Below are 13,127 nucleotides of genomic sequence, written 5' to 3' on the forward strand. Positions count from 1 at the left end.
AGTTAATTTTGTAATTATATTTACAGTTATACTCACCGTGCTAGCTTTTGGGGAATTAAGTAAGTAACCGCTAAGGGAAACAGTCGCGGTGTCGGATTTGCAAACCTAGCTTGAATTGCAGCCACTTCACGCTCAATTTCTGCTGGAATTTGCTCTACTCTCACCTTAAGACTGTTGACATTGCGCTCAAACTGTTCTCTTTCTGCGGTATTAAACAATTCCAACTGCTTAAACTCAGGTTCATCCAGTTCATTGAGAATGCTTTGACGCAATTCCGTTAAAATTGCTGTAATATCAGCCGCTTCTTTTTGAGCGCGATCGCTTAAGTCTCGTTGTAAACTTTTACTACGGTCTTGAAGCCGTGCCTCCAAAGCTTGCATCAAAGCTGATGCGTGACTATCCCATAACTGGGCTAATTTCTCTGTGATATTTTCTGGTGCTAATTCTGGTAAAGCCACTGAAACAGCTTCTTGAATTTTCATTACACCCAAACGGCTAAATTTCCCTTCTTTAAGCAACCCACCCGCCATGATTACTTCCTCATGTAACCGTTGCTGGTCACTTCCTAAAATCACCAATCGACCGTAAGCTATAACCGCAGGTGTATCCAAAACCGAATTAGGAACCAAACGCGCCGTCACCCGATGCAAAGCTTTTCTACCTTCCTTTGACCAAACTTCAGCGCGTAACAAGCGCAAGCACATTTGCACTAAACGATGATTCAAGTGGGCTAAGACTACATCATCTCTACCATGCGCCAATTCCGGGTCAAAAACAATCGGACGAATTTCTTTGGTGTGGGGATGGGCTAAACCTTCGCTGCAAACTGCCCAACTGCTTTTTAATGGTGGTAGGTAAAACACCTTCCCAGCAACTCCCTCTACTTTCCCTGCAATCAAAAGTGGTTGTTGAGCTAATTCCAAACCAATTTTGACCACCGCCTCAATATTATCCGGTGTCAATCGCAAATGCTGGCGCGTCTCATTCAACTGTTCTCGCAGCTTTTCAATTTGCTCCCGCACTTGGCGTTCAAATTTCAACATTCGCCGCACAACTTCAGACTCTCTCTCTGCGACTGAAGTATCCAAAACGCTGCGATACCCCATCATTGCTTCTTCCACCTGCGCCGCAATCACTGGCCCCACCTTACCTAAATCTTCGCGGATGTTGTTAATTTTCAACGCCGCCCGCATAAGAAATTCTAAATCGCCTTCTAATTCACCAGGACGTAGCCCAGTTGTATTATGTTGATAATCTTTGCCGACAAAGTGGTAAATCCTCACTAAAGAGGCTTTTTGCCCATGACGGTCAATTCTACCGTTACGCTGTTCCATCCGGTTCGGGTTCCAGGGAATTTCATAGTGGATAAGGCGCGAACAAAAATTCTGCAAATCCAAACCCTCACTCGCCGCATCCGTCGCCAGCAAAATCCGCACTGGGGAAATATCAGGAGACGCTTGAAACGCCGCTTTTACCTGTTCTCGGTCTTCCGACTTCATCCCGCCGTAAAGTGTCATTAGGCGATCGCCTTCTACTAACCCTTCTGTGGCAAATAAGTTATATAACCATTTCTGGGTAGCTCGATATTCTGTAAAAATTATCACCCTTTCATTTGACCATCTACCATCAGGTTTAATGTGAGTATGAATCCAGTTAAGTAGTTCTTTGGCTTTGGCATCAGACACTCTCGATGTCGTTTCTGCCCATTCCCGCATCTGTCGCAGCAAAGCCTGTTCTTCTGCACTCAGTTCTCGAAATAACCTAGTTGTATTAGTAATTGCCTCATCTGTCGATTCTTCATAAACTTCATCATCTGCAAAATCTTCTTCAATTTGTGCCAATTGGCGGCGCAAAATACCTTCTGTCGGTCGAGATAAACTGCTATAAGTGCGGCGACGGGCATTTTTTAGCGATTCTTCGTGCTGTGCCAAAGTAGTTGCAAACGCTTGAGGAGACGAAAACAACCGTTTTTTTAACAACTTGAGGACAAATTCAGTCGCATATTTTTCTGTATTATCTGCCACTCCCTTGCAGCGCAATTCAGTATATCTTTTCAGGTTACTGTGTGCTTGTCGTTCTGCTTCAGGATAGTCTACAGGTATAGCTTCTAACTGACGCTGTGGAAATAAGTCAGAACCATCCCAACCTTTCATCTCCGATTTGAGACGGCGAACCATGATTACTTGTAACTGCTTGCGATCGGGTGATACCCCCCGTGCAAACCGTTGGCTATCAAGTAATTCCAATAGGGCTGTAAAACTTTCGGGGTAGCCGTTGTGTGGTGTCGCCGTCAAGAATAGTTTGTGTTCAAAATGCGGTACTAAAAGCCGGATAGCCGCAGTCCTCAAAGAATCAACAGCATAGTTTCCACCGCCAGAGGGAGCAACATTGTGCGCTTCATCCACAATCAGCAAATCAAACCGCCGGGGATACATCGGTTCGCCTTCTCCTGGTAAGATTTCGCGGAATAAGCGCAGAGGGCGATCGCGTTTGAGAAAATCTATTGAGGTAATCAACCTGGGAAAATGCTGCCAAGGGTTGACGTGAATTCCCCGCTTCCTTCGCAGTTCCTTCATTAAGGTACTGTCCACGACGCGGAAATCTAAACCAAACTTATCGCGCATTTGGTCTCGCCACTGAATTTGCAGTGAAGATGGACAAACTATCAAAATCCGCCGACAGCGATGACGGATAATTAATTCTTGAGCAACTAACCCCGCCTCAATGGTTTTACCTAATCCGACATCATCTGCAATCAATAAATTAACGCGAGGCATTTGAATTGCTCGCACTACTGGATCAAGCTGATAATCTTCAATATCAATGCCACTGCGAAAGGGGGATTGTAAAGTGCGAATATCAGCTATTGATGCTGCACCCCAGCGCACAGCATCGAGAAATGCATCTAACCTTGCGGGTGCGTCAAAACCCGTGGGTTTGGGCAACTCCATCTTTTCATAAACTAAAGCCCCAGGCTCTAATTCCCAAATTACTTGTAGTTCTTCACCCAAACCATCATCTTCAACGGAGGATAGACTGACCAAATGCTGAGTTTTTTCCACTGCACTCAGCATTGGATTGGTGGGTAAAGTCGTATTACGCACATCCGTGACGACGAATTGCCGGGAGCGAACGTTAACCAGTTGACCTTGTTCTGGGATAGCTCTGACTATAGCCATGATTTGGGGAATTGGGGATTGGGAATAGGGAATGGGGAATTATCAAAAACAGGTTTGTGTTGTTATTATTGTTACTTCTCTTTTCCTATACAGTCAAAATTATCAGTGATGTGTTCTCAAGATAGTGGTGCAAAGCATCTGTCGTGAAAACACACTCAGTATCTCAAACTGTGAAATGTATGATAAATTTTTTAATTGGAATTTTTGTAGTTTGCGTAGGCGCAGCCCGCACTTCTCTACGAGAGGCTGCGCCAACGACAAGCTCAGTGACCATCGTAGACATCGCTGTGTACGTCAGGAGGGCAGGTTGCTGAACTGTGCTGTTTCTCGCTTTTAGCAGAGGCCAATAAACCAGACCTTTGTTGATCTGTAGATACCTGTAGGCGAAGCTTTCGCTGCGATCGCTTATCCAGCCACAAAGTAAAACTTAGAACATAAAAAAAATCTAGAGAATGGCGTATTCTTCCAAAAAGTGTAAATAAATACGCTAAATATAGAATAATTAACCAGTACTAATGTACTTGCCTTAGTTCAGATAACCAAGGGCACTGAGGTACAAACTGCATCAAAATTTTCACAGATATAAAGTAAGTGCTAGATATGTCCATTTGCTTCAACGGGTTTAAGGTAGAACTTTCCGCTAATATGTTCACCGCCTATGTTCAAGACATGCCAGATAATAGAGGGCTACGAGAATTACGAGAAAAACTCCAGTCGGACTGGTTTCTTCATTGGCGCTCTGGCAAAGTCTACGGAATTCCTAAAGTTAACGTATCTCAACTAACACAAAGTTTTGGCAAACCCGTTGAACTGAAGTGTGACGAACACTTGCAACTCCTAGCAGATCGCATCAACAGTGTCTTGCCAGATACAGCAGCTTCTGCAACAGCTAGAGCAGACTTACCCCACCAACACCACAACAGGGCAGATGGTAGTAGCAACAAAAGTTATTGAGCGTATAGAAAGTGACCAAATTTGGAAACAACGGGTTGTAAACGCAGTTAAAGAAGGTGGTCTTCAAGCGTTCGAGAAAGCCATTGATAACCCTGTAGGTGCTTTTATTGTAGGAGCGATTAAAGGTTGGCAGGAAGCTGAAATTGAGTGATGTCTACTGCTAATTTAACAAACACTCCCAGGTTTTGAGCATTTGGTCAAGTTGCTCCTTTGTCGCGCGATTCCCTTCGGGATAGCTGACGCTCGTTCCTCGCTATCGCTAATGTCGTTTGTATTGCAATCTGTCTCGTCAACTAACAAAACCCAACTCGAACGCTCATATTTCCGCACCTAGATTTTGAATGAGAATTTATTGGTCAGTGTTAGGTAAGATAGTTGGGTAAAATTTTTGGAGTAGGAGTAAAGTTTTTTGTACTGTGGTAATCCCTATTCCTTTCGTTGATAAAAATTTAGATAGATTACATATACTTTCCTCTTGCATTGCTTGCTTGACTTTTTTAATGTATGTTTTCCCCAAGCCAGTTACCTCTACAATTTCTCTATCTGATAGTGAAAGAAAAACAGTTTTTAATTCATTAAATATATCATCAGGTGCATGAGGATCGTATATATATATTTCTATAGGTAATTCACATTGACCTAAATACCTATTCATAATTTCTAGAGATTGCTCTTGGGGAATTCCTCCATTTTGTGTTCCAAGCAGAGGAAAAGCGATAGAAGTTATCTTTTTTTCTATGTAGGTATCGACGAATTTTTGCAAACCCAATTCCAGATATTCTAACTTTGATGGTTTCTTCCAGTGCTTTTTAGTTGGGAAGTTAAGAACCCAATGTTTGTCACATTTATACAGCCACAGCTTACCAATATCCATCAAATTTTGATTACATATTTCTACATAATATGTATACATTTCTTTATATCTTAAGCGAAATTCCAATGCAATACCAGCACCCATCACCCCCACACAGTTAACAGTGTTGACTAGTGTTTGACAATTTGAAGTAAATAAATTGCCTTTAATAACTTTGAGACTCATTTGTATAAATTAACCATCCTTGACCATTTTCTTGAAACCTAACACTCATAGGAGTATTAGGCTTATATTGTAGCTGGATAAAACGAGATGAACTAACATTAATAGATTGTCCAAAGTTAATTTTTGAAATATCTTTAAACGGCGAAATAATTTCTCTATTAAATGGAAGCTGCTCTGTAAAGCTAAGAATTAATTCTCCATTAATGTTTCCATATTTATCGTAGTTATCAATTTGGATATCAATAAAATTCCCCCGATCGTTAATTGTTACATAAGGATTATTATGATAGAACAAACTCCCTTCACGAACAACTTCCAATTCTTGAAATACGCGATTAGCATATTTTGATTCTGTACCAATGAGCTTTAGTAAAGTATCTTTATCCTGGGTTGTACGACAAATAATACTTATATCCTCTAAATTAAACTCAGTAAAATCGAGGTAATTATGAACGATAAATTCTTGTTGGGATGCTCTCAGAAAAGTCTCTTTGCCAACTTCCGTAGAATAGACATGATCAAAATCAAAACACTGCTCCAAGAAAGTTGTACTGTTACCATAATGAGAGCCTGAAGCTGCAAGATTCCCACTACTTATACCACATTTGCTGCCATGAGTTTCCAGCACTCGCTTTATATCGAAGCGGAAGAAAATTGGTACAGGACAAAGAGCATAAATATTTCCTCTACGTTTGCCTAATCCTTCATTATGCCACTGAGTTGGAGTTTTTGGTCGGCAATAGAAACGTGCAAAATCTTTTACATCGCTTCTAGTACGGTCGATAAGGTTTGCGCCGGCTGAATTGCTGAAGTTCCCACAAAGATTTCTGGCTAGTAGTTTCTCACCTGTGAGAATTGAAACAGCATTTTCAACATGGGTAAAGTGGTAGATGTATCCTTTCCAAGAGGAATTTTGACGATTTAGCCCCGCTTGAAGTTTACGTGCAAATTCTTCTATTTGTTCTGATGTTCTCTGTAAAGAAAAATCATCCTTGGTACAATTAGTATGAATTTCAAAGAAAGGATTATAGTCATCTGTTTCTGATATAGGTACTGGAACATCTATATTTATCGGTGGTAAAGTTTCTCCTCTTTCAATGAGAATCAGTACCATAAGCTCAAGTATGTCTATTATCTGTTTATCATTGGCAAACCAATAAAGCTGTCGATTAGCATATAAGCTAGATGCTATTTCTTCTCGTTGCTCTCCCTGCAAGAGATAGATATATACAGCTTTACGCTGCTCTTCAGTTGTTGCCTGTAGCGCCCACCTAATAATTTCGTCTTTGGAAATACTGTCTCTTCGGGAACGACAAGCATAGAAGAAATTTAAAGCAGTATCTTTATATTCAGTGTGGAGGATGCGGCTATCTGGTGCAAAATCAACTAACAATTTTTCCTCAATAGCATTGGAATTACTGATTAATAGTTGCTGACAAGGCAAATAACTACCAGCTTTAGACATAAAGTAAACTGTCTCTAAAAAATTCTGAAGTTCATTAAATTCATAAGCTGCACTGAAGTTATTAAGAAAATCTTTGGAAATCAGACTACCAAGATATATAGCTTGGGATGCTCCCACTCTTGGCTGACTCTTTCCTATTTCATTTTTTAATATATCAACTAACCGTAAATCATTAACAACATAACGTGTTTGAACCAAATCTTCTCCTAATAGTTTCTTAACTTCTTGCCATTTATCATGGGCGATGAGATTATTTTGATACTGTTGCTGAAAACCTGTCCAATTTGCAACTTGTAAAAAAGTGTTTTGCTCTGAGATTTTACCTGTTAATTTATAGTTCACATTATCAAGTGAGACGAGTTGACGGTAGCGACCATACAAACCACTGGGTAAAGACTGACAGCGAGTGATGAGATAACCCATAGCGCGATCGCCCGCCAACATATTACTGATAATATCAATTCCTTCACTGGGGTCTTTTTGCTGCCAACGAACTGCCAACTCCTTCCATAAGAAGTTCCAAAACTCATATTCATCAATATTCGTAAAACCAAAAGTTTTTGCCAAAGCCTGCCAGTTACCCTCACTAGCACAAAAAAGGCTATAAAGAACTTCTCCTAAATTCTCTCCTATAAGTTGCGCTAACTCACGGTTACGAACCGAAGACTTCACTAAACTTTCTCGACCTGTAGTAATGTCAAAGTTAGCATTTAATATAAAACCTAGAAATAGCTCTTCCCTTGTGGGCGCTGTCACCCAAAAAGTTGGTATCTTTTCTGGTAAAGCATTATAAAGGCAACCATTCTTCTCAAAAAGACCTAAAACTAAACTGGCTTTTGTTTCTTCGCCAGTTTTTAGGCATAGTAGTATAGAATCTTGAATATTACTTGCAGCTTGATATTTACCTGTTTCCACTCTCGAAAGATTCAGAACAGTAGAAGGATTCCAATATAAAGTAATTTCTTGACGATAGTGATCAACAAATGTACAGGTTTTGATAGCTTTAGAAAAAACTAACAGAATATTAGCTACAGATTGGAAATCTTGAAGTACATTTTGCCAAGATAGATTCTCTTCAAGATTCAATTCGATAATTGTTGCATCAGATAAACCGATATAGCGTTTAAAATCGCCTCGAAGTTCACTAGCTTTTAGTGCATTTAATCGTGATGGTATCAGCCCACCTTCAACGGTAAAACCTAAATTTTTGCTTAGTACATAAGGTTTTCTGCAAGCAAGATAAATACTCTTAAATCCTAAGCCAAATTTCCCTGTGACTCCTTCTCCTTTATCAGAAATATTAAAAGTTAACATTTTTTCTAAGTCGCGCTCAAATCCCTTATCTCTATATTGTTTCTCTGGGTGGTCAGGATGTTGAAAACAACCAATTGGTCTACCTGCGTGAATGAATTGAATTTTATTGTCCTCAAATTTAATAATAAATTGCTTTCTGCTATCATTCAGTTTTTGTTGGGATGACATAAACTGCCATTCAACTACTGCATCATCAGCATTTTGAAATAACTCAAATGGAATACTTTGACATCTATAGCCGTGTAAATTTATCTTTGCTCGCACAGCTTCTAATAATTGCTCTCTTATCTCTTCACTTTCTGAAGATTCATCTTCTAGTAAATGAGATAATTCAGAAATCAGATTTTCAATTTTTTTATCGATATTATCTACGGAGCGATTTTGCTGCTTTAATTCTGCTCTCTGATGACGGCAGTTATCCCAATTTGTTAAAAGCGTTTTAATCAGAGGAATATGTTGATGTGCGCCTAGCATTCTCATTACATAAGGCGCACCTTCTAGTAAAAAGTTTTTTGCTACTTGGATATCTAGTTGATCGGACTCTAATAAATCTTCCCAAATCTGATTTAGTGATGAGGGAGTTACTTCATAAACTTCTTTGAGTAAGATTTTTGTAGAGTTCTTTAAAATATTTATTAACTCTGTTGGAAGAAAGTGTTGAGCTTGAATAGGTAATAATTCAATTTCTGTAACATCAGGTGCAAGTTTGTTAACAAAAAGATGAGGAGGATTTTTAGTATTTACAAGACTTGCTTTAAAAGTAAAGCCCATTATAGATTGTACTTCTCTAGTGCGATCGCTTGCCTGACCTACATAGATACGAAAGGTGCGATTTGCTACGGGTTGAAACTCAAATAATCTTTGGCGTAAGATGCCTAAATTTCGTTTACCTAAATAGAGATGAGCAAGGTTTTTAACACTGCCTTCATTACCATATAATAAAGTTAAAAATGCACCTATTGGTTCTGTAGGACAATATTGTTCCCAAGCCCGAAAGTAATTTTGCAGAACATTAGAGTTTGTTTCATCTGTTGCTGTTACAGAAATTTGTAAAGCATTTGAGGAATTATTTTTCTGCATATCTTTTAAATAAGGGTGCAGAATTGCTGTTTGCTCCTTATTGAGAAGATAAGCACCATCAATATTTTCTCTATTTCCCCAAGTTAAGCTATCAGGTGTTTGCCACTGATTGTGATGGTTAAGTAAACGAATTTGACCTATAATTTGTGAAAAGCTATTATATTGGACTGCTAATTTTAGGTAACAATTAAAAACTTTAATCGTAATTGCTTCAGGTTCATTATTTAAGTCAACAAGATTTTGAAGAATTTTAATTAATTTTTCTTCATCTATTTTACCTAATAAATTAGGAAGTAGATATTTTTCAAATTCTTCTGAGCTAACTCTTTGAACGAAGTTCCAAGCTGGCAGAAAACTAACATTAATGGTGTTAAATACTTGCAAAACTTCATCTAACGGGAATTCATCTTTTTCAAATTGTCCCAGTTGATACTCATCTGCTTGTTTCAAAAGTGTCCCAATTTCTGACAATACTTGCTCTTGAGTTAAAAATAATTCTTTAGATAACCATTGCCAACAAGTTTCATAATTACGTATTTGTTGATTTAATTGTGAAGATGCTATGTAAGAGCTAGAAATTTTTAATAGTAACTCTTCAATTTCTATTTTTATATCTGGATAATGTAGAATATTTTCGGGATAAACAGCATTTCCATCTATATCTACAAGCCACGGTGCTATTTTCAGCTGTTCATGATTCTCTTTAAAGAGCCTTTGATTTGCATTATTAAATAAACTACTTAAAGCATCCAGAATAATATCAAAATATAAGTAAGGTTGAGACTGACTCAGAATAAACTCAATTACATGATTTTCATTCCACCGAGAAAACAGCTTTTTGACTATTTTCAAGCTATCGTGATTTTGGACATCTGGCGATAGAAGTGATAGTTCTGCATATTCACCTTCACTGATCTCAACCAATGTAAATAAATGTTTACTAATTTCTTTAGATACAATCTCAATTACCTGTTGAGGAGCAATTAGCTTATCAGTAGAAACTAGCCATCTTTCTATTGTAAGCAATCTTTCTAATGCTGGGATTTTAGAAATATCTATATCTTGCAATGCGTCTAAAATTACTGGAGAAAAATCACGCCAGTAATCTAATGTTTTTTTGGAACGAGCAAAAAATTTTTCCAGGATAGTTTCTGTCTTCCAAAAGGTAAATAGGTTTTTGACATAACTATATGCTGGATGATTTTTTATCCTGGCATTTAAAGAGATTTCACTATATTTGGTATTATCTAAAGTACAGATCATCTGTTGATGTCGTACTAAATTTATTGGTAATTTGATTACATCTCGTGGTTGTATTGGTTTACTATCTACATCCACTAACCACTGAAGATTTTTTAGTTCATTTTCCCATTTATCTTTTTCTAATGTAGACAATTGTTGCAGAGCATTCAAAATCAAATCACAGTATTTTTCAGGATTGGCAAAATTTACAATTGTTGCTATTGCTTCATCAGGAGTCCAAAATGGAATCCACTCTTGGTCTATTTCCTGTTTGTTTTGGCGAATCAGTATAATATATTCTTTAAGGCGTTCATCAAGGAAAAAATCTGGATTTTCTAAATACATTTTGCCAGATTCAATACGAACTAGCTCACCATTAAGTGTTTCATGGAGTTGTAGAGATTTCCATAACTCTTGATTACTAGGTCTTTGCCTAATATGCCGCAATAGCTCATATCTCTCAGATGGTTGTAGCAAATTACCATCTACACAGCCTGCTCCTAACTCACGAATTAAATCTACAACTTCTTCCGTTTGTAATAATTTAATTCTTACTATTTGGCGTTTAGCCGAAGGAATATACTCAACAATTAACGGATCAATTAATCGCCAATCTTCACCTCGTATTTGTAAAACTTGTTGTCCAACTTTTTGCCATACTGTACTTTCTTGCGAAGTGATATATAAAGGAGTTGTAATATCTTCGTATTTTTCTTTATTTTCATGCAACAAGTAACGCAATTGCTTAGACATGATTAATTAACTCCTTCAATAAATTAGTTCGTTGCCTGGAATTGCCTAAATCTGGTTTTGTGGCTAAAAGCTGTAAGCAAGTTTGAGGTTCCAATTTAGGGATAGCTCTTAAAGTGCTAGTTTTTTCTAAAATCATTGAAATTTTTGGTTCTATGAAAATCAGTTTGCATTCTGGTAATGCTGCTTTTACAGCAGTAGCAATAGGTGTCTCATAGTCTCTTTTATCACCTCGGAATAGCAAATATTTTTGTTTGTATTGTTGTAAACTTAAGTATGAGTAAATATAGGTTTGATTCTGCTGATGATTATACCCAAAAAATAAGGCAATATTCGACACAAGGTTTAAAACAGTTTCTAGTGAATTAATCTGCTCAAGAATTTGCTCAAGAATTTTTTTAGCTACCTGCTGGGTAGTTGCTGTTATCAATAATTGGCTAAGACAAGTCAGAATAAATTTTACTTGTTCATTACTCAAAGAACCAGTACTAACAGGTGAATTTGGCTCAAATAATTCATAAATTAATAGTGGTTGTTCAATATCTAGCTGATATAATGCGTTTAAAACAAGTTGGATAGCTTGCCCATTGTAAGTAACTTGTTTAAGTTTCAACCTTTTTTCAGGATGAATTAATGCAACTATTTTTTTAATAGTTTCATTGTATTGCTCTTGTTGGAGGTTTTCGATACCAATGGTTATAAATGCTTCTCGAACTATATTTATTAGGCAGGTTTGAATTTCCGATTTTCCAATAAGTTGTTTATTTTGGATGAGAAAATTCACAAAGTAGTTGACATTTTTAGGTTGAGCAAAAAGCAAATTTAAATCTAACGATGTCAGTAGATTAATAATTTCTTGCTTTTGCCAATCTACAGATGTTTCATTTGACAGAAGATTAGGTTGTTCTTTGTCAATTAAATAATATTTTTCTTCTAAATTGCTTAATCCAGGGAAGATTTCCCAGTTGGGGGGAACACCAGGTAGCGATCGCACATTTGCATTAACCGGAATTAGTTCCCAAGCACTACGAGATGCTTTAATCCTAAATACCCACTGAGTCTCGCTACAAATACTCTGTTTGTATACTTTACTTTTGAATAACTGTGAGCGAAAAATTGCTTCTGAAAGGTTAGATATATCTGGAGTAGATAAACTATGAATTTTCACAAATTTCTCAAGGGAAGGAAGAAAAACTTTTAAAGTTCCTTTAGTAGCCAGCAAATAATTCCACTGAGCTATCATTTCATCTTCATTCGTAGGAGTCTTTTGAACAAACCCACCAGTCCGAATTTTTTGCAATCCCTCAATATACTTTCTACCAGAATCAAGAAAGAAATAACCATGTAGAAAAATTGTATAATCTTGCTCACCTTTGCAATCAATTACTTCATAGACTTCTTGTTCGGCTCCTTCTGTACTATAACTAGTTTCATCACTAGCTAAAGGTAGAAAAACCGACCATTGCAGCATTAATCTAGCTTTATGTCTATTGTTTGGGGATTGCTTGGTAAAAACCACAGCACAATGAGGGATTGATTTATCAGGTATACTTTCTGATTCCGCCGATTCATTAATTGATACTCTTTTTGTCCAATAAGATGATTGTTGTAAATCATCCCAAAAAGTATTTGATACGCTTTCTGGATCTTGACCTAGTAGTAATGAAAAGTCATTAGCTGGTAAAATTCGTTCTTTACCTGCAAACCGGATTCCTGTTGCATCTGTACTAATGATAATTCTTCCTTGCAAATCATGTTCATCTTGTTGTATTATTTCACTTTCTGAATTGGGATAAATACAACGTTCGCAGGGATTATGGCTATCTAAAGTAACAGAAAATTGTGCCTGAAGAGAACCACGATCATTTTCTAGCCAATATCTAACCTTTCTAATATGACGTAACAATGGTAATAACTGCCCAATCCTCATTTTCATGTCTTCAGGTAGATTGGATTCCACTGATTTGGCATCATTATAATAGTTAGCCAAAATACAACGTTCATCTGGCATTATTTGGCGCAGTGGTATCCATAACAGAAAGTAACTATACTTAGGTTTTACTAACTTTTGTTGAATCAAATAATTTTCTAAAAACTGACGATC

General features: G+C 37.4%; 6 protein-coding genes. 2 read left to right on the forward strand and 4 right to left on the reverse strand.

What is annotated here, in order from left to right:
- Positions 1-32 precede the first annotated feature (32 nt).
- Entirely contained in the window at positions 33-3,179 is a 3,147-nt protein-coding gene (gene drmD, locus TOL9009_RS0104195) for a DISARM system SNF2-like helicase DrmD (RefSeq protein ID WP_029631406.1), read from the reverse strand.
- A gap of 600 nt (positions 3,180-3,779) precedes the next feature.
- Between drmD and TOL9009_RS42005 the strand changes: the two genes are divergently transcribed.
- Both TOL9009_RS42005 and TOL9009_RS46855 read left to right on the forward strand, forming a co-directional pair.
- Positions 3,780-4,133: a hypothetical protein gene (locus TOL9009_RS42005; RefSeq protein WP_144238146.1), complete on the forward strand. Its 354-nt coding sequence runs from the start codon at positions 3,780-3,782 to the stop codon at positions 4,131-4,133.
- Positions 4,108-4,284, forward strand: coding sequence for a hypothetical protein (locus TOL9009_RS46855; RefSeq protein WP_157162752.1), 177 nt, complete (start codon positions 4,108-4,110; stop codon positions 4,282-4,284). The genes TOL9009_RS42005 and TOL9009_RS46855 overlap by 26 nt, the downstream gene beginning before the upstream one ends.
- A gap of 198 nt (positions 4,285-4,482) precedes the next feature.
- On the opposite strand, the gene TOL9009_RS0104205 is transcribed toward TOL9009_RS46855, so the two are convergent.
- Genes TOL9009_RS0104205 through TOL9009_RS37985 form a run of 3 tightly spaced genes read right to left on the reverse strand, consistent with a single transcriptional unit; the run spans position 4,483 to position 13,034 of the window.
- Entirely contained in the window at positions 4,483-5,172 is a 690-nt protein-coding gene (locus TOL9009_RS0104205) for a macro domain-containing protein (protein WP_029631408.1), read from the reverse strand.
- A complete protein-coding gene (locus TOL9009_RS0104210) occupies positions 5,153-11,026 on the reverse strand; it encodes a DUF4433 domain-containing protein (protein WP_029631409.1) in 5,874 nt (1,957 codons plus the stop codon). The genes TOL9009_RS0104205 and TOL9009_RS0104210 overlap by 20 nt, the downstream gene beginning before the upstream one ends.
- Positions 11,019-13,034, reverse strand: coding sequence for a hypothetical protein (locus tag TOL9009_RS37985; protein WP_242055491.1), 2,016 nt, complete (start codon positions 13,032-13,034; stop codon positions 11,019-11,021). Before TOL9009_RS37985 ends, TOL9009_RS0104210 begins: the two co-directional genes overlap by 8 nt.
- Positions 13,035-13,127: the final 93 nt, after the last annotated feature.

It is taken from the genome of [Scytonema hofmanni] UTEX 2349, from assembly GCF_000582685.1.
In the GTDB taxonomy this organism is placed as follows: domain Bacteria; phylum Cyanobacteriota; class Cyanobacteriia; order Cyanobacteriales; family Nostocaceae; genus Hassallia; species Hassallia hofmanni.